Source organism: Kutzneria sp. 744 (assembly GCF_000568255.1).
In the GTDB taxonomy this organism is placed as follows: domain Bacteria; phylum Actinomycetota; class Actinomycetes; order Mycobacteriales; family Pseudonocardiaceae; genus Kutzneria.
In genome coordinates this window covers 5952053-5971954 of sequence record NZ_KK037166.1, presented here as the reverse complement: position 1 = coordinate 5971954, position 19902 = coordinate 5952053, and the positions used below count along the sequence as shown (strand labels likewise).

Annotated in this window: 16 protein-coding genes and 2 pseudogenes; 8 read left to right on the top strand and 10 right to left on the bottom strand. The window is 70.1% G+C overall.

From position 1 onward, the window contains the following. Positions 1-26 precede the first annotated feature (26 nt). The 3 genes from mctP to KUTG_RS26985 form a co-directional block, all read right to left on the bottom strand. Positions 27-1682 (bottom strand): monocarboxylate uptake permease MctP, encoded by a 1656-nt coding sequence (mctP, locus tag KUTG_RS26995; protein ID WP_043720655.1) that lies wholly within the window; start codon positions 1680-1682, stop codon positions 27-29. Further along, entirely contained in the window at positions 1679-1888 is a 210-nt protein-coding gene (locus KUTG_RS26990) for a DUF3311 domain-containing protein (protein ID WP_052395462.1), read from the bottom strand. Before KUTG_RS26990 ends, mctP begins: the two co-directional genes overlap by 4 nt. Positions 1889-2006: 118 nt before the next feature. Beyond that, the gene (locus KUTG_RS26985) at positions 2007-3710 is read right to left on the bottom strand and encodes a M4 family metallopeptidase (RefSeq protein ID WP_084579833.1); all 1704 of its coding nucleotides are present in this window, start codon (positions 3708-3710) and stop codon (positions 2007-2009) included. Positions 3711-3820: 110 nt separating this feature from the next. Here KUTG_RS26985 and KUTG_RS26980 point away from each other — a divergent pair, with 110 nt between their 5' ends. The 4 genes and pseudogenes from KUTG_RS26980 (at position 3821) to KUTG_RS26970 (ending at position 8172) form a co-directional block, all read left to right on the top strand. After that, positions 3821-5083, top strand: coding sequence for a pyroglutamyl-peptidase I (locus KUTG_RS26980; protein WP_157494789.1), 1263 nt, complete (start codon positions 3821-3823; stop codon positions 5081-5083). 122 nt (positions 5084-5205) lie between these two features. Continuing rightward, complete coding sequence (locus tag KUTG_RS26975) at positions 5206-6105, top strand: septum formation family protein (RefSeq protein WP_052395460.1); 900 nt, start codon at positions 5206-5208, stop codon at positions 6103-6105. Positions 6106-6230: 125 nt separating this feature from the next. After that, positions 6231-6449: pseudogene (locus KUTG_RS65335) on the top strand (alpha/beta hydrolase); the annotation flags it as partial. 133 nt (positions 6450-6582) lie between these two features. Continuing rightward, positions 6583-8172: an alpha/beta hydrolase gene (locus KUTG_RS26970; protein WP_052395459.1), complete on the top strand. Its 1590-nt coding sequence runs from the start codon at positions 6583-6585 to the stop codon at positions 8170-8172. Here KUTG_RS26970 and KUTG_RS59000 read toward each other — a convergent pair. The 6 genes and pseudogenes from KUTG_RS59000 to KUTG_RS26945 form a co-directional block, all read right to left on the bottom strand. After that, complete coding sequence (locus tag KUTG_RS59000; RefSeq protein ID WP_157494788.1) at positions 8133-8306, bottom strand: hypothetical protein; 174 nt, start codon at positions 8304-8306, stop codon at positions 8133-8135. The two genes, KUTG_RS26970 and KUTG_RS59000, sit on opposite strands and share 40 nt — an antisense overlap. 192 nt (positions 8307-8498) lie before the next feature. Beyond that, positions 8499-10310 (bottom strand): phosphoenolpyruvate carboxykinase (GTP), encoded by a 1812-nt coding sequence (locus KUTG_RS26965; protein ID WP_043720654.1) that lies wholly within the window; start codon positions 10308-10310, stop codon positions 8499-8501. Positions 10311-10763: 453 nt separating this feature from the next. Then, positions 10764-11438, bottom strand: a complete 675-nt coding sequence (locus KUTG_RS26960; RefSeq protein ID WP_043720651.1) for a hypothetical protein — start codon at positions 11436-11438, stop codon at positions 10764-10766. Between the two features lie 71 nt (positions 11439-11509). Continuing rightward, on the bottom strand, positions 11510-13294 hold the full coding sequence (locus KUTG_RS26955) for a dynamin family protein (protein WP_043730762.1): 1785 nt from the start codon (positions 13292-13294) through the stop codon (positions 11510-11512). 23 nt (positions 13295-13317) lie between these two features. Beyond that, positions 13318-13650, bottom strand: a pseudogene (locus tag KUTG_RS26950) (nucleotide exchange factor GrpE); the annotation flags it as partial. After that, positions 13634-15169 (bottom strand): dynamin family protein, encoded by a 1536-nt coding sequence (locus KUTG_RS26945; protein ID WP_052395458.1) that lies wholly within the window; start codon positions 15167-15169, stop codon positions 13634-13636. The pseudogene KUTG_RS26950 and the gene KUTG_RS26945, both read right to left, overlap by 17 nt. A 71-nt stretch (positions 15170-15240) precedes the next feature. Between KUTG_RS26945 and KUTG_RS26940 the strand changes: the two genes are divergently transcribed. Both KUTG_RS26940 and KUTG_RS26935 read left to right on the top strand, forming a co-directional pair. Beyond that, entirely contained in the window at positions 15241-16458 is a 1218-nt protein-coding gene (locus tag KUTG_RS26940) for a sensor histidine kinase (RefSeq protein WP_369794516.1), read from the top strand. Positions 16459-16463: 5 nt separating this feature from the next. Further along, a complete protein-coding gene (locus tag KUTG_RS26935) occupies positions 16464-17123 on the top strand; it encodes a response regulator (protein ID WP_043730756.1) in 660 nt (219 codons plus the stop codon). Between the two features lie 31 nt (positions 17124-17154). Here the strand turns inward: KUTG_RS26935 and KUTG_RS26930 are convergent, their stop codons facing one another. Next, positions 17155-17940: an esterase/lipase family protein gene (locus KUTG_RS26930; RefSeq protein WP_232240966.1), complete on the bottom strand. Its 786-nt coding sequence runs from the start codon at positions 17938-17940 to the stop codon at positions 17155-17157. A 255-nt stretch (positions 17941-18195) separates the two neighbouring features. Here KUTG_RS26930 and KUTG_RS26925 point away from each other — a divergent pair, with 255 nt between their 5' ends. Together KUTG_RS26925 and KUTG_RS26920 are read left to right on the top strand one after the other, a co-directional pair. Further along, the gene (locus KUTG_RS26925) at positions 18196-18978 is read left to right on the top strand and encodes an HAD family hydrolase (protein ID WP_043720648.1); all 783 of its coding nucleotides are present in this window, start codon (positions 18196-18198) and stop codon (positions 18976-18978) included. Positions 18979-18990: 12 nt separating this feature from the next. Beyond that, complete coding sequence (locus KUTG_RS26920) at positions 18991-19779, top strand: SCO4651 family lipoprotein (RefSeq protein ID WP_157494787.1); 789 nt, start codon at positions 18991-18993, stop codon at positions 19777-19779. Positions 19780-19902 lie beyond the last annotated feature (123 nt).

Sequence of the window (19902 nt, the reverse complement as noted above, 5' to 3'; positions counted from 1 at the left end):
AGGCGTCCTTCCCTGCATAACTCGGGTCAGTGGATCGCGATCTCCTTCAGCTTGGGGTTGCCGTCGTCGGCGTCGTAGTCCGCCTTGTTGGTGGCGTCGAGGCCGTTGAACCACTTGGCCTGGCGGGCGATCAGCGTGACGACGACCGCGATGATCAGGTTGGCGGCCAGGGCGACCGCGCCGACGTAGATCTGCACGGTCGAGCCGGCGAAGGGGTGCCAGCCGAACAGCGAGATGTTGCCGGCGGCCAGGGCCGAGCCACCGAAGTGCAGGTGGCCGTTGGCCGGGTTGGGGATGGTGTAGAGCAGGTACAGGCCCCAGCCCATGCCGACGATCCAGCCGGCGACCAGGCCCCAGCGGTGCAGCCAGCGCGTGTAGAGCGCGATGGCCACGGCCGGCAGGGTCTGCAGGATGATCACGCCGCCGATGAGCTGGAGGTCGATGGAGAACTGCGGGTCGACGAAGAGCACGAAGGCGACGGCGCCGAACTTCACCACCAGCGAGGCCAGCTTGGCCTGGGTGGCCTCCTGCTTGGGGGTGGCGTTGCGGTGGAAGTACTCCTTGTAGATGTTGCGGGTCCACAGGTTGGCCGCGGCGATGGACATGATCGCGGCGGGCACCAGGGCGCCGATGCCGATGGCGGCGAAGGCGATGCCGGCGAACCACGCGGGGAACTGCTGCCCGAACAGCACGGGCACGATGGTGTTGGAGTCGGGCTTGCCGGTGGCCTGGTTGACGATGGGCTTGGCCCCGGACACCAGCGCGACGTAGCCGAGCAGCGCCAGCAGGCCCAGCACCAGCGAGTAGGCCGGCAGCGCGACCATGTTCTTCTTGATCACGGTCCGGCTCTTGGAGGCCAGGATGCCGGTGATCGAGTGCGGGTACAGGAACAGCGCCAGCGCGGAGCCCAGGGCCAGCGTGGCGTACTGGAGCTGGTTGGTCGGCCCGAGCAGCGTGGACCCGAACGGCTTGCCGGTGGTGGGGTTGGTCTTGGCCAGCGCGGTCGAGGCCTGGTCGAAGATGTGGCCCCAGCCGCCCAGCTTGGCCGGCAGGTAGATGATCGCCACGATGATCACCAGGTAGATCAGCGCGTCCTTGACGAAGGCGATCAGCGCGGGTGCCCGCAGGCCGGACTGGTAGGTGTACACGGCCAGGATCACGAAGGCGATGAACAGCGGCAGGTGGCCGAGCAGGCCGCTGCCGTTGACGCCCATGGTCCGCAGCACCGACTCCAGGCCGACCAGCTGCAACGCGATGTACGGCATGGTGGCGACGATGCCGGTGATGGCGATCAGCAGCGCCAGCAGCGAGGAGCCGTAGCGGCCGCGCACGAAGTCGGCCGGCGTGACGTAGCCGTGCATCCGGGACACCGACCACATGCGCTGCAGCGGCAGGAAGATGATCGGGTACAGCACGACGGTGTAGGGCAGCGCGTAGAAGCCGAGCGCGCCGGCGCCGAAGATCAGGGCGGGCACCGCGACGAAGGTGTACGCGGTGTAGAGGTCGCCGCCGACCAGGAACCAGGTGACCCAGGCGCCGAACTTGCGGCCGCCCAGGCCCCACTCGTCGAGGTGGTCGAGGGTGCTGCCGGCCTGCCAACGCGACGCCATGAAGCCCATCACGGCGACCAGCACGAACAGCACCAGGAACACGACGAGCTGCACAACCTGATCGGTGCTCATCGGCGCTCACCCTTGCTCTTCGCGTAGACCACGCCGACGCAGATGACGCCCACCGGCACGAACAGGAACTGGTACCAGTAGAAGAACGGCAGGCCGAAGACCCGAGGCCCGTCGAAGTTGTACCACGGCGTGATCAACATCAGCAGCGGGACCAGCAGCAACAGGTTCCACGGGTTCCACCGCCGCGGTGGCGGTTCACTCGGCATGGCTTCCTCCCGGCATCGTGAATGAAGCGGATGTTAAGCCGGGATGATCGTGGCCGCCCCGATCAGGTGATCAGGTGTCTGAATTGTGACCGTCGAGGTGCCGAGACCACGGATTCGGTCAGCTCGGCGCCTGATCCAGCTGGGTGGCACCGACCGCGCCCGCCACCTGTGCGCAGTCGTCCTGGGTGATGCCGGCGACGCCCGAGGCGAGGTTGGCCCGGCACGAGATGTTCAGCGCGTTGCCCAGGTCCTGGAAGGTGGACCGCGGCGTGAGCAGGTTCTCCACGCCGAACCACACCTCGACCGCCTTGGTCACGCCCAGCCCGCGCACGGTCCGGCCGTTGAACGCGGCCCCGTCGGTGATCAGGAACGCCGCCTTGTTGACCACGCCGTCGTTGGCGTGCACATCGGGGTTGTCGGTCACCCAGAACGGGCCGTTGACCCGGTCCGGCTGCTGGAACCGCTGGGGGTTGCGCATGTCCCGGATGACGCCGATGGCCGAGCCGGCGCCGATGAACCAGCGATTGGCGCCGGCGTCGTTGGGGTCGGCGGCGGTGATGCCGATGAACTTGCCGAACACGTCGGACATGCCCTCGTTGATGGCGTCGGCCTGGCCGCCCTGCAGGCCCGACGTGTGCTGGGTGACGCCGTGGGTGAGCTCGTGGCCGGTGATGTCCTCGGTGGTCACGCCCTCGCCGAAGGCCATCTGCTCGCCGTCCCAGAAGGCGTTGAGGAAGGGGCAGCGGTCGCCGGTGACGCAGACCCGGACCGTGCCGCGGATGGCCTTGCCGTTGCCGTCGCCGTAGTCGGCGCCGATCAGAGTGGTCAGGTCGAGGCCGGTGAACCGGGCGTAGAAGTTCTGCGCGTCGCCGAAGAACTTGAATACGTTGCCGACGTCGCCCGCGCCGCTGCCGCCGGCCTCGTTGCGGACGACCGGGAACGCCGTGCCGCAGCGGATCGAGGTCAGGCTGCCGCTGACCACCCGTCGCCGCGCGTCGCAGACGTCCCGGTTGGTGGCCTCCCGGGTCTCCGACCAGGACTGCACGACGTCGGTGTGGGTGGCCCCGACGACCATGGACCACTGCTGGTCGGCCTGGGCGCCCCGGATGTGCACCACATAGACCGGTTTGGCGACGGCCGCGCCGGTGACGCCGCCCAGGGTCGGATCCCACCAGTACTGCTCGGTCGACTGCACGTTCAGGTTCTTGGCCGGCAGCTTCTTGGCGTCGGCGGTCGCGGTGACGGCCTTCTGCCCGGCGGCCCGGATGGTCCGCGAGGGGTCGACGGGGAAGTCGCCGGACCGGGCCCGTGCGGTCTTGCCGACCGCGCTGACCAGGGAGCCGTCCTTGCCCAGCGCCTCGACGATCTGGCCGCCGAGCACCGGCACGCCGTTGATCGTCTGCTGGTACCGGACGACCGTGCCGAACGGCACCGGCCGCACGTCGGCCACCTGGAGCGAATCCGGGTCGACCTGCCAGACCTGGGCGATGTCGGGCAGGTGGGACTGGGCGGCGGCCAGCGGGGAGCTGCCGCCGGTCGAGGGCAGCGGGGTCTGCGGCAGCAGCCCGACGATCCGGCCGGTGGCGTCGGTCTGCACGGTGATCTGCGCCCGGACGGCGGTGGTCGGCGTCGGCGCGCCCGTGGAGGCCCTCGGCTGTGGGCCGGGCAGCGGCACCGCGGGCGGATCATCACCGCCGGTCAGTTCGTGGGCAAACGCTTGCACTTTGGCGTTCGGGGCCGCCACCGCGACGAGCACACCGGACGCGAGCAGCACCGCCACTCCGACGATCGCCACGTCGCCGGCCAAGCCTCTGCGTGCCACGCATGACCTCCGCCCGGAAACCCGACTACTTGCCGTGTTGCTCTACGCACGGATGCACGACACTCGTTCAGGTGGCGATTACGAAGAAAATTCACGTCTTAGCCCCGGCAGTGCTCGCGTTGACCCTGCTCAGTCCCGCTGTCGCCCAGGCCGAGCCGGCGGCGCAGTGCTTCAACGCCAACGCCAAGCTCACGGTCGAGGAGCAGCGGCTGACCTCGACCATGCCGGCCGGCGGCCCCGCCGTCGGCCCGACCCTGGTCAGCCAGGCCGGCTTCGACCCGCTGGTCGGCGACCTCACCACCAAGCTGTGCGCGACGAAGTCCACGTCGGCCGCGCGGCAGCTGGTGACCGCCGCCGGCGACAACCTCTGGCAGACCGCCGTCGACCGCGCCCAGGGCCGCCGCCCCGGCATGGGCACGCTCGACCCCCACGACGACCGCCCGCTGTACTGGGCCCGACTCCAGATGAGCAAGGCCCTGCGGCAGTGGCAGCCGCGCTTCGCCCTGTCGGCTGCCGACCGCACCGCCCTGCTCACCGCGCTCGACCACGGCTCCCGCGGCCTCAACTCGGACAAGCTGCCGACCGGCGGCGGCGTCAAGAAGATCATGGTCAGTGGCTTCGACCCGTTCGAGCTGGACGGCACCGGGGTGCGCATCTCCAACCCGGCCGGCGCGTCCGCGCTCCAACTGGACGGCCTGACCATCAGCACACCCACCGGCCCGGCCGTGGTGCAGGCGGTCACCTTCCCGGTGGTCTGGGGCTACTTCGACCAGGGCATCGTCGAGGCCGCCTACGGCACGGCGATCCAGGACACCGCCCGCCGGCCGGACATGATCATGACCATCAGCCAGGGCCGCCCCGACCAGTTCGACATCGAGCGCTGGGCCGGCGGCTGGCGCGGCGGCTTCCCCGACAACAACAACGTCGGCGCCACCGGCCCCGTCCCGGCCGCCGCCGGCTGGCCGCAGCCGACCGACTCGTTCATCGAGACCACGCTGCCGTACCAGCAGATGCAGGCCACGCCCACCGGCAGCTACAAGGTCAACTTCGACCTGCTGTTCTGCGTCTGGTCGGACAGCTCGCACCCCGGCACCGGCCAGCAGGTCTGCCGCACCGACCAGCCCAAGCCCGGTGAGGTCGCCGCGCAGGGTGGCGGCGGCGACTACCTGTCCAACGAGAGCATGTACCGGTCCAACCGCGTGCGCATCGGCCTGGGCGCCACGGCCGTGCGTGGCGGGCACCTGCACACGCCTGTGCTGGGTGAGCCGGCCGGTTCGACCGCGCTGACCGACGCGGTCTTCGAGGCGCGCCGCACCGCCATCGCCGACCAAACCGTGGCACTGGTCACGGCCGCGGTGAGTGGTTTGAGCTGAACTGGGTAACCCGACCTGGGGGATGCTGCCTGCCCGGAGCATCCCTCAGGTCACTGCCAGCTTGCCTGCTGGTTGAGCCGGTACGGTCGAACGACCCATAGGCGATTCGGACGAGGAGGTCCATGGTGCGGGGCGGCTGGTTGGCGGTGATCGTGCTGGCATCGGTTGGCATGGTGGGCGCCTGCGGCAGACCGGCCACGGACCTGTCCCAGCCCGCGAGCGCGACGCCGAGCTCCCCGGACAACGCCGGCGGCGCGGCGCCGCTGCCGATGCCGCGGGTGGACAGCGGCGGCGTCAGCCGGGACGCGCTGCCGGCCGTCGGGGCCTGCATCGACGCTGCCCACAAGACCGTGACCTGCGTCGATCCGCACCAGGGCGAGGTGACGCTCATCGGCGACCTGCCCGACGGGCTGCCCAGCTCGCCGCCCGACGACACCACCATGACCAAGGCCGCGCTGCCGCCGTGCCGGGACGCGCTGGCCGAGTACCTCGGCAGCCACGACGCCGACGCCACCGACCTCCAGGCCTGGGCGTTCTGGCCGCAGGCCGAGGCCTGGACCCAGGGCGAGCGCTGGCTGGTCTGCGCGGCCACCCAGATCGACTCCGCCGGCAATCCGATCACCATCACCGGCTCGCTCAAGCACGTGCTGACCGGCGCCGGCTTCGCCCGGTACCAGACCTGCACGGTCTCCTCGCCGTCGCAGAGCCAGACCCTGAAATTCGGCCCGTGCGACAAGCCGCACCTCGGCGAGGCCATGCCCGGCGTGCAGGCGCTGGGCCGCTCCACCGATCCGATGCCGGCCGCGGACACCATCAACGAGGTCGCCCGCACCCGGTGCTCGCAGGAGCTGACCAGCTATCTGGGCACGGATTCGCGGTCGGACATCACCTACACCTGGCGCGCCCCGGACACCCGGCAGGCCTGGTCGCAGGGCTACACCAACCTCATCTGCTACGCCGAAGCTGCCCGACCGGTCGGCGCGCGACTCCAGAACATCGGAAACCGTCCCCTTCCGGCCTGACCGCGGTGACAGCACCCTTCGACGCACGGTGAGCTGAGCACTCCGAACCGTGAGTTGAGGGGACCTCGTATGCGCAGGACCTTGCTAGCCGCCGTGCTCTCCGCAGCCTCCGCACGCCGAACGGGCGCGGGGTGCAGCCGATGCTGATGATCCACGGCACCACGAACCCGGCCGCGCCGTACGAGGGTGGGGTGCGGGCCCACCGTGCGCTCGCCGGCTCGCGACTGATCACCGTGCTACGACCTGACCTGCGCCGCGACCCCGCTGCCGGACCCGGCCAAGGCCGCCACCCCCAAGATCGACCCGACCCGGCTGCTGGCCGAGCACACCCGCTGATCACCTGATCGGTCGCCGGGTGCCGTCCGTTCGCGGGCGGCATCCGGTCAAGAGTCACCGCAAATCCGACCATCGGCCCTGCCGTTGCCCGGCCCCGACGCGATGAGCTGCCCCCTTCTGATCGTGCTGAAGGGGGCTCGAGTGCGTAGATCCTTACTCGCCGTCGCGCTGGCGGCGGCCACCGGCGCCACGCTGTTGGTCGCCTCGCCGGCATCGGCGGCGCCCAGCGTGCCGGCCAAGTACCTGAGCCAGCAGATCGCCTGGAAACCGTGCTTCAACCCGGTGCCGCCGGGCCTGCCGGCCGGCAGCGACAAGCTGCTGTGCGGCACCTTCTCGGCGCCGATGGACTGGAGTCATCCCGGCGCCCACCCGGACATCTCCATCGCCGTGAGCAAGCTGCCGGCGACCGGGACGTCCGTCGGCTCGGTGCTGCTCAACCCCGGCGGCCCGGGTGGCCCCGGCCTGACCATGCCGCTGTCCTTCCTCGGCCGAACCAAGCTCACGGCCGGGCAGGACCTGATCGGCTTCGACGTGCGGGGCACCGGCGACAGCAGCAACACCACCTGCAACGGCGGCCTGGACATCGGGTCCACCCTGGACTATCGGGACCGCAGCCAGGGCAACCTGAACCTGCTGATCAACTCGGCCAGGCTGACCGCCCAGTACTGCCAGCAGTTCGGCGGCGAGTTCGGGCCGTTCGTGAACACCGAGCAGACCGTGAAGGACCTGGACCTGCTGCGCGCCCTGCTGGGCCGCGACAAGATCAACTGGGTCGGCTACTCCGGCGGCACCTGGCTCGGCGCCTACTACGCGACCTACTTCCCCAACCGGGTCGGCAGGTTCGTGCTGGACTCCAACACCAACTTCACCACCGACTGGCAGGACTCGTTCGCCTGGCAGCCGCTGGGCTTCCAGCGCCGGTTCCAGGAGGACTTCCAGCCCTGGGCGGCCAAGTACGACTCGACCTTCCACCTCGGCGCCACCGCCGCGGCCGTGAACCAGATGTACGAGCAGCTGCGGGCCAAGATGGCGGCCGCCCCGCCGGTCATCGGCGGCACCACGTACAACGGCGTCGCGCTGGACAACATGATCGTCGGCGCCATGTACTCGTCCCGCAACTTCACGGTGCTGGCGCAGAACTTCGCCGTGCTGGAGTCGGTCGTCGGCGGCGGCGCGTTCGCCGCGCACGCCACCCAGTCGCTGCAGCCGATCTCGGCCGACGCGTTCCTGTCCACGTTCACGTCGATCCTGTGCAACGACACCGCGTGGCACGGCGACAAGCAGTCCCTGATCCGGGATTCCGGGCAGTCCGGCAAGAAGTACCCGCTGATCGGCTACTCCACGATCAGCCAGCCGTGCCTGTCCTGGCACCGGCCCAGCCTGCGCATGCCCACGCCCGACGGCCGTGGCCTGCCGCCGATCCTGATGGTCCAGGACACGCACGATCCGGCCACGCCGTACGAGGGCGCGGTGTTGGCGCACAAGGCGTTCGCCAACTCCCGGCTGCTGACCGTGCAGGGCCAGGGCGATCACGGCGTCTACGCCTCGACCGGCAACACGTGTGTGGACAACACCGTCGAGTCGTTCATCGTCGACGGCGTCGTGCCGCCGCGGGACAGCACCTGCGCCGGCGTGCCGCTGCCGATCCCGGCCCAGGCCGCGCCGGTCTCGGTGGTGGACAAGGCCGCCGCCTACCGCGCGGCGGCCGGGTCGCTGCCGAGCTCGAGCTGATCTGTCGTCGTCGGCGGGGAGTCCTGCTCCCCGTCGGCGACGGTGGTCTTCTGGGCCGATCTGGAGAGCGCGATGGTCGCCATCGGTAGGGCGATCGCCGCGAGCACCAGCATGGCCAGCGCCGCGAAAATCACTGGGCACCTCCTCCTTCAAGAGGAGGACGCCGGACGCCCGTGTCCGGTTGCTCACTCGTACGGCGGACACCCTGGAGATGCTTGGAAAGCGGCATTCCTGGCGTTCAATGCCAGGAATGCCGCCTTCCGAGCAGAACGGCCGGCGCCGGAGTCACATCGTCGGGACTCCCGCGCCGGCCGAAGTGTGCCTGCTCAGCCCAGGCGCTGCTTGAGGGCCTCGAACTCGTCACGCAGTGAGGTCGGCAGCTTGTCGCCGATCTTGGCGAACCACTCCTCGATCAGCGGCAGCTCCGCCCGCCACTCCTGCGCGTCGAAGGCCAGCGCGGCGGCGATCTCGTCGGTCGAGGCCTCCAGGCCGGTCAGGTCGAGGTCGGCCGGCGTCGGCACGTAACCGATCGGCGTCTCCTCGGCCGCGGCCGTGCCCTCCAGGCGCTCGATGGCCCACTTCAGCACGCGGCTGTTCTCGCCGAATCCGGGCCACAGGAAGCCCTTGTCCTCGCCGCGACGGAACCAGTTCACGTAGAAGATCTTGGGCAGCTTCTCCGCGTTGGCGTTCTTGCCCAGCTGGATCCAGTGGTTGAAGTAGTCGCCGGCGTTGTAGCCGATGAACGGCAGCATGGCCATCGGGTCGCGGCGTACCACGCCGACCTGGCCGACCGCGGCGGCCGTGGTCTCGCTGGACAGGGTGGCGCCCATGAACACGCCGTGCTGCCAGTCGCGGGACTCGGTGACCAGCGGCACCGTGGTGGCGCGGCGGCCGCCGAAGAAGATGGCCGAGATCGGCACGCCCTGGGGGTCGTCCCACTCCGGCGCGAGGATCGGGCACTGCTGCATCGGCGTGCAGTAGCGGGAGTTCGGGTGCGACGAGAGCTCCGTCGACTCCGGCGTCCAGTCCTGCTTCTTCCACGAGGTGAGGTGCGCGGGCTTCTCGCCCATGCCCTCCCACCAGATGTCGCCGTCGTCGGTCAGCGCCACGTTGGTGAAGATCGAGTTGCCCTTGGCGATGGTGCGCATCGCGTTCGGGTTGGTGTGGTAGTCGGTGCCCGGCGCGACGCCGAAGAAGCCGTACTCCGGGTTGACCGCGTAGAGCCGGCCGTCCTCGCCGAAGCGCATCCACGCGATGTCGTCGCCCAGCGTCTCCACGCGCCAGCCCGGGATGGTCGGCTCCAGCATCGCCAGGTTGGTCTTGCCGCAGGCCGACGGGAAGGCGGCCGCGATGTAGTGGACCTTGTCCTCCGGCGAGATCAGCTTGAGGATCAGCATGTGCTCGGCCAGCCAGCCCTCGTCGCGGGCCATCGCCGAGGCGATGCGCAGCGAGTAGCACTTCTTGCCCAGCAGGGCGTTGCCGCCGTAGCCCGAGCCGAAGGACCAGATGCGGCGCTCCTCCGGGAACTGCGTGATGTACTTCGTGTCGTTGCACGGCCACGCCACGTCGTCCTGACCCGGCTCCAGCGGCGCGCCCACGGAATGCAGCGCCTCCACGTACTCCGCGTCATCGGTGAAGCGGGCCAACGCCTTGGCCCCCATACGGGTCATGATCCGCATCGAGGCCACCACGTATTCGGAATCGGTGATCTCCACACCCAGCATGGGTTTCTCGGCCGACAGCGGCCCCATGCAGAACGGAATCACGTACATCGTGCGACCACGCATGCAGCCCCGGTAGAGCTCGGTCATGATGGCCTTCATCTCGGCCGGGTTCATCCAGTTGTTCGTCGCGCCCGCGTCTTCCGGGTCCACGGAACAGATGAAGGTCCGCTCCTCGACGCGAGCGACGTCCGTCGGATCCGAGGCCGCCCAGTACGAGTTCGGCTTCTTCTTCAGCGGCACGAAGGTGCCCGCGTCGACCAGGGCCGCGTTGATGCGCTCCGACTCCTCCTCGGAGCCGTCCACCCACACCACCCGCTCGGGGGTGGTCAGCTCGGCCACCTCCTGCACCCAGGTCAGCAGCCGTTCGTTGGTGGTCGGTGCCTGGTCGAGACCGGGGATGGTCAGTGCGGTCATCTCGTCTCCTGCCCTGGGGTGTGCCGGACGAAAGCACAGGGACGCCGCTGTCCCTGTTGCAGACGACGGCGTCCGTGGTGGAAATGCGCAACCACACCCGGCGGCGTCCGGGTGTGAGGTGTTTAGGGGATGCCCAACTGTATCGGGGTTACGCGGGAGTGGCCGACCGTTCACCTGTCAGCCACCTCACATAAGCGATCAAGGAATCGATTCAGCACTCTTTTCGAGCACGCCAAGACCCCCAAATCCGATCAATGAGAGCGCTTCCACCCTGTAACGCCGGTCACTCCGGAATCGTTTCTGAATACCTATTGGTTCAGACCATCACGGACCACGTGGATCAACCCCACGAAATGCGATGAGAAAACGAGACATCCCCGACACCGGATGGTATCGGGGATGTGTCCTGCCTTACCTGCGACCGCCGCCACTACCGCTTGCGCACGCCCCGGGTCAGGACCACTCGCCGGTGGTGGAGTCGGTGCTGATCATGCGCTGGCCGCCGGCGCCCTGGTCGTTGCCGCCGCCCCAGGAGCGGTCGTCGGCGCCGAACTCCAGGACGCCCTCGGCGGTGTCCTTCTGGTAGTTGCCGCCGGCGTCGATGTGGCCGTGCTCGACCTGGGTCCACTGATGCTCGCCGGTGTGCTCGGAGATGGTCACCTGGCCCTTGGTGTCGATCTCCATGGCGTAGTCGGCCCGGCCGTCGCTGTCGGTGTCGGTGTAGAGGAACGTGTTGCCCGAGGCGTCGGTGACCACGGCGGTGTCGTTGTGGCCGCTGTTGGTGGTGTCGGCGGTGGCGGGGCCGACGTTCTGGTCGCCATGGGCGGTGTCGACGGTCATGGAGCCGGCGGGGGCGGAGCCGCCGGTGGCCGCAGTCCACTGGCCGGAGGCGGCGTCGAAGTGGGACTGGCTGATCTGGTGGCCGTTGTCGTCGTACCGGGTGGCCAGGTCGGCGGTGCCGTCGTGGTCGGTGTCGGTGTAGTCGACCCGCCCGTCGTCGCCGTCGACCTCGGCGGTGTCCATGGCGCCGTCGTGGTGGTAGCTCTCGCTGGCCTCTTCGGTGTACTCGTGGCCGTCGATCTCGATCTTCAGCTCGTGACCGTCGTCGCCAGTGTTGTCGATGTACACCGCACTACCCCCGAATCCGCCCTGTGTTCCTGGTTGGACTCACGGTAGGGCGGATCGGTTCCCACAACCAGTCAGCCACGGTCGCGGAGCTGACGGATGGCGCCGAGCAGGGCCTCGCCGCGGTCACGGGCGGAGACGACGTCGGCCAGCTGCTGGCCGACGGCCTGGAGGCGGGCGGAGCGCTCGGCGGCGTCGAGCTTGAGGGCCTTGTCGACCTCGCGCAGCTCGTCCTCGATGGCCTCGACGCGGCTGGTCAGCGCCTCGTCGAGGGCGAGCGACAGCTGCCCCTCGGCGTCGATGAGCTGCTCGGACACCAGCTGGTCGAGGGTGGACCGGGCGTCGGCCAGCGCATCGGACAGCCACTGCCGCATGTGCTGCTTGTCGGCCAGGTGCTTGCGGGTGCGGGCCATCCAGTAGCCGGCGCCGAGACCGAGCACGATGGTCACGGGCAGCACGATGGGATTCAACGCGGCGACGCCGATGCCGGCGAGAGGCAGCGCGGCGATGCGGCCGGCGCCCATGCCGCCGGAGATGCCCATGAACACCAGCAGCCGGTCCTCGGCCGTCGCGGCCCGCTTCTCCGGCGCACGGAGAACCACCGGGGGATGGGCGCCGCGGGCGAACTGGGCCCGGATCACCGCCAGCTCGGCAGCGGAGAACAACGAGGCCAGGGCGGCGTCGGCGGCCCGGCCGAGACGATCGGTGAGCACGGCGGTGATCCGCGCCGAAATGACCTGCAAGGCGGCGTCGAGCTGCTGCGGCAGGGCGGCCAGGGCGTCCTTGCCGGCGCTGTCGATGGCCTGCCGGAACCACGACTGGGCATCCCGGATCTGCCGGCTGACCTCGTGCGAGGACTCCAGCCGCGCCCGCTGGACCTCGGTGCGCAGCTTGACCTGCCAGCTGCGGGTGGACGACTTGCGCTCGGTGGCCAGCTTGTCGCGCCGGGCCCGCAGCGCGTCGGCCTCCTCGTGCCCGGTGTCCAGGGCCCGCACGGATCCCTGCAGCCGCGCCACGACCTCGCCGATGGCGGTGGTCAACGTGCGCAGGGCATTGGCCTCGGCCAGCATCAGCGACCGGCCGACGACCAGCTCCTGCACAGCGATCTGGAGCTCGCCGACGCCGGACTTCTCCCGCAGCAGCGCGGCCGCGGAGGCGTTCGGCGCCTTGGCGGCCATCTCGAACAGCCGCGGCGACACGGCGTGGAACTTCGCGCCGGCGAACCGCGGGGCATGCTCGGCCAGCAGCTTCTGGTCGGCCTCCAGGATCTCCCGCCAGCCACGGAACTGATCCACCTTGGTCAGCGCGAACAGCACCGTCTCGACGCGTTCTCCCACCGTGGCAAGGAAATCCAGCTCGCCGCGGGTGAACGGCGAGGAAGCGTCCACCACGAACAGCAACGCCGTCGCCGTCGCGGCGGCCTCCGCGGCCAGTTCCCCATGCATGGAGTTGAGCCCGCCGACACCCGGAGTATCCACAATGGACAGGCGCTGGAGCAACGGAATCGGCGCCTGGACGTCCACGTGCCGTGGCGGCTGCTGCTCGACGCCGGTGATCCAGCGGCCGAGGTCCTCGATCGGGAACTCGATCGGCTCGGCGTAACAGGCCCGCGCCGCCCACGACTCGCCGTGCCGCAGCACGAGATAGCTTGCGGTGGCCACGTCGGCGTCCACCGGGGACAGCCCCGGCGTCGCGATCAACGCGTTGACCAGGGAGCTCTTGCCCCGGTTGGTCTCGCCGACAACCACGATCGACGGCGTCGAATCACGGCCGGCCAGCAGCTTGTCGACCTGGTCGGCGGCGCGCTTGTCGTGCTCACGCAGCAAGGCGGCCAGCCGCTCCCGGGCCTGCTTCACCATCTGCGGCAGCTGCGGAGTCGGCGTCACGAGCCAGACCCCAATGACACTGTCCGCCCGACGTAGACGATCACGATCGGGGCCCGCAAAGACTGTCCGCGGTCGACGAAGCCGGGGACCTCGGTCTCGGCGACCAGCCCGACCAGCGCCGGATCATCGGTGGCCTCGGTGCCGCCGGCCTCGTGCACGGACGGGTCGAACCGCTCGCCGTCGGGGCGGACCGCTCGCACGCCGACCTCGGCCAGCCCGGCTTCCAGCCGCTCGACCACGCCCGCGCTGCGGGCTCGGTCCAGCGCGTACAGGCACATGCCGATCAGTGCCCGGCGCTCGTCCAGCGCCTGTTCAGCCTCCACCGGCCCCCCTCAACTGCTGCCAGATGAGGAAATATGCCCGATGCACGACGTGCGCGACCCGGCTTTGGGCGGGAGTGGCCCCGAACGAAGCGAACGAGCGCCACCAGCCGGCCCGCTCCAGCGCGTAGGCGACGAGCTCGTGCGGCGGACGGCCGACCAGGCCCAGCTGCTCGGGAACGCTGCCGGAGCCGCCGACCCGCAGCACTTCCTCGGCAAGGTCCTCGGGCATCGCCACGGCGTTGGCGGTGATCAACGTCAGCGCCTCCAGCAGCCGCAGCTGGTGTGCCTCGGGCCGGCCGAGCAGCTGCTCGATGGCGTCGTTGACCCGCTTGCGCTCGGCCGGATCGCCGGCCGCCAGCGCCGTCACGGAGGCCAGCGCGGCGGCGGCCTTGATGCCGTCGGCCCGAGCCCGGAACACGCCGTCCAGCTTCGCCCGGACGGCGTCGAGGCCGGAGGCATCGAGCAGCGCCCGGCGCAGGGCCCCGGCGGTGATGCCCGGCTCGGCCTGAATGGCCGCCACGGCGCGGTCGATGCCGTACAGGTCGAGCTTGGCCAGCAACCGTGCCCGGGTCGCGGTCGGCACCTCGCACTCCCAGGTCGTGAACAGGTCCGCCGACATCAGCATGGTCTGCCGGCTGGCTTCGTCGAGCTCGGCCAAGGCGTGCAGCGCGTCGGCGTCGGCCGAGGTGAACGCCCCCGACTCGGTCGACTCGGCCAACAGCCCGATCACCGGCAGCACGTCGGCCACACGGGGCCGCAGCGTCACGGCCTGCCGGCCGGCCAGGATCGCCGCCGTCCGCCAGACGTCGCCGTCGGAGCCGGCAACCGACTCCGACGGGATGGTGTCGGCCTTGTTCAGCACGGCGATGGCGTTGACCGGGCCGGCGTCGCGGCCGGCGGTCGCCGCGGTGAAGGCCCGCAAGGTCTCCTGGTCGTCGGCCCGCACGGTCTGCGTGAACACGTACAGCACGGCCTCGGCGCCGGCCACCGCGTCCTGCGACACCTGGTCCAGCAGCTTCTCGGTCCGCGCGACCGAATCGGCGTCCAGGGAGCCCAGCCCCGGCGTGTCGATCACGGTCAGTTCCCGCAGCACGTCGTTGGTGAGATACGCCTCCAGGTGGGACACCGTCTCGATGTCCATGTCCAGGTCGGCCGGGATCATGCCGTCGGCGTCGAACGGCAGCACCCGCCGCGAGCCGTCGACCCCGACCACCTCGATGCGGTCCACCGCGCCGTACTGGAACCGCGTCACCAGCCGGGTGCACTCGCCGACACCGACCGGCGCCACCCGCCGCCCGATCAGGGCGTTGACCAGCGTGGACTTGCCCGACTTGATGCGGCCGGCCACGGCGACCTGCAACGGCGCGGCCAGCCGGCGGCCCACCTCGTCGAAGCCGGCGGCGGTGGCCGGACCGACCTGTGGCCGCAGCGTCTGCACCAGCCGCGCCACCGCGGCGGACAGCGGCCCGGCCAGGGAGGAGGTCACCCGGCTGATGGTGCCATGGCGGCCCAGTGGATCACTCATTCTGGGGTAGTAGCTGTGCGTGATACCCCAGGGCGACGCTGACGGGCAGGTGGCGATCCTAGGCTGGGGGCGTGCGACGGCTGAGCCTGTGGATGCGTGCTCACCCGGTGGTCGGGGACACCCTGATCGCCGGGCTGCTGGGCCTGCCCGACCTGGCCAGCACGGTCGAGAACCTGGCCGGCACACCGCGGGGGGTGTACCTGCTCGTCGGCCTGTTCCTCTGGGGCCCGCTGATCTTCCGGCGGGCCCGGCCCAAGCTGACCAGCAACATCATCCTGGTCGCGGCGTTCGTGCAGCTGGTCACCCACAACGTGGACTACGGCCCGTACGGCGAGATGACCGGCGTGCCGGTGCGGCCGGCCGACTTCGCGCTGGGCATCGCGCTGTACACGATGGTCGCCTACGTGGGCCGCCGGCAGGGCCTGATCTACGCGGCCTGGCTGCTGCTGGGCACCACCCTGTGGGAAGTGTGGCGGATCCGGGATCCGCAGTACGTCGTCTTCTCGCTCTTCATGATCTTCTGCATCTTCGGCTTCTGCTGGGCGGTCGGGGAGTTCGTCGGGGCCCGCCGACAACTCAACGCCGAGCTGCTGGAACGGCTCAAGCTGCTCGAAGTCGAACGGGACCAGCAGGCCCGCATCGCCGTCGCCGAGGAACGCACGCGAATCGCCCGTGAGCTGCACGACGTCGTCGCGCACGCGGTGAGCGTGATGGTCGTGCAGGCCGACGGGGCCAGCTACGCGCTCCAGTCGGATCCGCAGATGGCGCAGATGGCGCTGAGCACGATCTCCGACACCGGCCGGCAGGCGCTGGGCGAGCTGCGGCGGCTGCTCGGCCTGATGCGCAACGACTCGCAGAGCGAGACCGAACGCCTGCCGCAGCCGGACACCAGCTCGCTGCCGCAGCTGGCCGAGCAGGTCCGGGGCGCGGGCCTGCCGGTGAGCCTGACCCTGCGCGGCGACGTGCAGGACCTGCCCGCCGGCGTCGGCCTGTCGGTGTACCGGATCGTGCAGGAGGCGCTGACCAACTCGCTCAAGCACGCCGGCGGCAGCGCGTCGGCCGACGTGTTCGTGACCAGGGCCGACGACAAGATCGAGGTGGTCGTCGACGACGACGGCTTCGGCACGCCGCGCGAGCTGGCCGGCATGTCCGGCGGCAACGGGCTGATCGGCATGCGGGAACGGGCCGGCGTGCTCGGCGGCAGCCTGGAGGCCGGGCCCCGCCCCGGCGGCGGCTGGCGCGTCCACGCGGTGCTGCCGGTGGGCTCCGCGCAGGGCCCCCTAGTCTGATGTGCGTGATCCGAGTTCTGCTGGTGGACGACCAGGAACTGATGCGGATGGGCTTCCGCATGGTGCTCAACGCGCAGGAGGACCTGGAGGTGATCGGCGAGGCCGCGGACGGTGTGGACGCGGTGCGGCTGGCCGATGAGCTGCGGCCCGACGTGGTGCTGATGGACGTGCGCATGCCGCGGCTGGACGGCGTCGAGGCGACCAAGCAGATCGCCGAGGCCGGCACCGCCAAGGTGCTGGTGATGACCACTTTCGACATGGACGAGTACGCCCTGTCGGCGCTGCGCAACGGGGCCAGCGGCTTCCTGCTCAAGGACACGCCGCCGGCCGACCTGGTGTCCGCGCTGCGGGCGGTGGCCAGCGGCGACGCGGTGGTGTCGCCGAGCGTGACCAAGCGCCTGTTGGACCGCTTCCTCGGCCCGTCCGGCGGCGGCGAGCTGCGCGACGCGTCGGTGCTGGATGTGCTCACCGAACGTGAGCGCGAGGTGTTGGTGCTGATCGCCAAGGGCCTGTCCAACACGGAGCTGGCCAAGACGCTGTTCCTGTCCGAGGCGACGGTCAAGACGCACGTCGGCCGCATCCTGGCCAAGCTGGAGCTGCGGGACCGCGTGCAGGCCGTGGTGCTGGCCTACGAGACGGGGCTGGTCCGACCCGGCGACGTGTGAGACCGGGCCGGACCAGGGCAGGGTTCCCTGTTTACGTCAGGCAGTTGGGCGTCCAGGCGTGCGCCGGGTCAAGGGCGTTGCGCACCAGCTGGATCGCGATGTGGTCGTAGGTGATGTTGATGTGCTCGGTGCCGTCGACCAGGCAGTAGTCCTGCAATCGGTGGTTGGTCACCGTCGACCCGGTCAGGTAGGCCGAGGTGTAGGGCGTGACGACCTCGTCGGTGCGGGTGGCGACGACGGTGTAGTTCACGCCGGACATGGTGTCGCCGCCGCTGTTGAGGTTGGTCAGGAAGCTGGAGCCGACCTCCTGCTGTACGCAGGCGGGGCAGACGGCCCCGACGACCCCGTCGGCGAAGTCGCCGCCGCCCGGCAGGGAGCGCACGGCGTCGACCAGGCCGTCCAGGTTCGTGCCGTGATTGGACGGCGCCAGCCCGACGAGCGTGCCGACCTTGGCCGCGCCGCCGAGGAACTTCAGGTAGTAGCGCGGCATCATGCCGCCCTGGGAGTGCCCGACGATGTCCACTTTGGACGCGCCGGTGGCCGCCAGCACCTTGTCGACGTACTGGCCGAACTGGCCGGCCACGGTGGGGATGTCGCCGATGGCCTGGAACATCCCGCCCTCGGGACCGCCGAGGTTGGGCGCGAAGACGCAGTAGCCGTCCCGCTTGAGCACTCCGGACAGCCCGGCCCAGTCGTCGTAGGCGTTGGCCCCGGTTCCGTTGGACAGCACGACCGGCCGCGGATGGGCCGCGGTCGGCCGGCAGGAGAAGTCGTTCGATCCCGGTGGGGACGCCGTCGGATGAGCCAGGGCGTACACCGCCGCGGAAATGATGCTGGGTTGGGCCGGGCCGGCGGCGGACTCGCTCGCTGACGCGACAGAGGTTGTGACGATCATCGTGGCCGTGACCAGGACAAGCCCGGCCAAGGAGCGTGCGACAGGACCCACGGACGCCCTCCGCTTCCGTAGGCGCCGGCCCCGTTGCCGGCGCGCACTATCCGAAACGACTCGTTTCCGTTTCGGTGATGGCGGTCACAGCGGATTCACCCCGGGGAGGTAGTTACGCTCCGTGTCGTGCGCCCTGCTCTCATCGCCCTTGACGTGGACGGCACGATCCTGGACTCGACCGGGACCATCTCACCGGCCGTGCACACCGCCATAGCCAGAGCCCGGGCCGCCGGAGCTCACATCGTGCTGTCCACCGGCCGCACCGTGCTCGGCGTCCGCGCCGTCGTCACGCTGCTCGGCTTCACCGACGGCACCGCGCTGTGCTCGAACGGGGCGGTGCGGCTCAACCTGGCCACCGGCGAAATCATCCCGCTGGCCACCTTCGAGCCGGCCCCGGTGATGGACCGGCTGCGGGCCATGTTGCCCGGCGTGACCTTCTCGCTGGAGGAGCCCGGCGTCGGCAACCGGGTCAGCACCGGCTATCCCGGCGACGGCTCCGGCACCCGCCGGCTGGTCGAAGACCACGAGCTGGGCGCGACCCCGACCACGCGCATGATCGCCTACTGGAACGGTGTCACCAAGGCGCAACTCGCCGAGCTGATGGACGTCTCACCCATTGCGGGCGTCACGTGGACGTACGACCATCACAGTGACGCGTGGCTGACCGTCGTCGCCGAAGGCATCTCCAAGGCGAGTGCGCTGGAGCAGCTCCGGAGGGAGCTGGGGGTGTCCCCGGACGCCACCGTGGCTTTCGGCGACGGACACAACGACATCGCGATGCTCCGCTGGGCCGCACTGGGCGTGGCCATGGGCGGCGCCGCGGCCGACGTTCGACAGGCCGCCGACGAGGTGACCGGCAGCGTCGCGGAGGACGGGGTGGCGACCGTGCTCGACCGACTTTTCCGATGAGGAGATGAGCTAGTGCGCAAGTCCTTAGTGGGTGTGGGAGTCGCCGCTCTGGTCGTGCTCGGGGGATGCGACGCGCAGCAGGCGGGCGCGCCGATGGCCAAGATCGGCGACACCGCCACCGCCACCGACGCCGTGCAGCTGGTCGCGATGGCCAAGAACAGCACGTCGAAGAGCCGCACCGTCAAGATCGACGCCACCGTCGACGCCGGCGGCATGCACGTGACCATGACCGGTCAGGGCCAGTTCGGCGGCGACGCCTCGCAGATGGCCATGCAGGTCGGCTCGGCCGCCGGCGCCATGGAGATGCGCCTGGCCGACAAGGTGGTCTACATCCAGCCGCCGGCCGCGCTGCGGTCCCACCTCGGCACCGACAAGACGTGGATCCGGCTCGGCGGCGGCGACGACTCGCTGTCCCAGCTCATCGACGGCGGTCTCGACCAGTTGGCCACCCAGGGCGACCCGACCACGTTCCTCAACCAGATCTCGCAGGGCGGCAAGGTCACCAAGACGGAGAAGACCACGCTGGACGGCCAGGCCGTCACCCACTACACCGTCGACGTGGACACCGCCAAGGCCAAGTCCGACCTGCCGCCGCAGCTGTCCGGCGCGGTCGAGCCGATGACCGTGGACCTGTGGCTGAACAGCGAGAACCTGCCGCTCCAGATGACCGCCGTCGCCGGCGACAAGTACACCTCGAAGATCCACTACACCGACTGGGGCGGCAAGGTCGACGTGCAGGCCCCGCCGGCCGACGAGGTCGCGAACCTCGACGACCTGCACCTGAACCTGGGCGGTCACTGAAACATTGCCGCGCGTCCCGCGCGGGGCGAGGCCGCTCGTGGCTCCCTTCCCTAGCCGGATTTAGCCCGCCGCATCGGCTCGGGTGGGTGGTTGCGTCGGTTGGCGGCGGTCGAAATCCGGCAA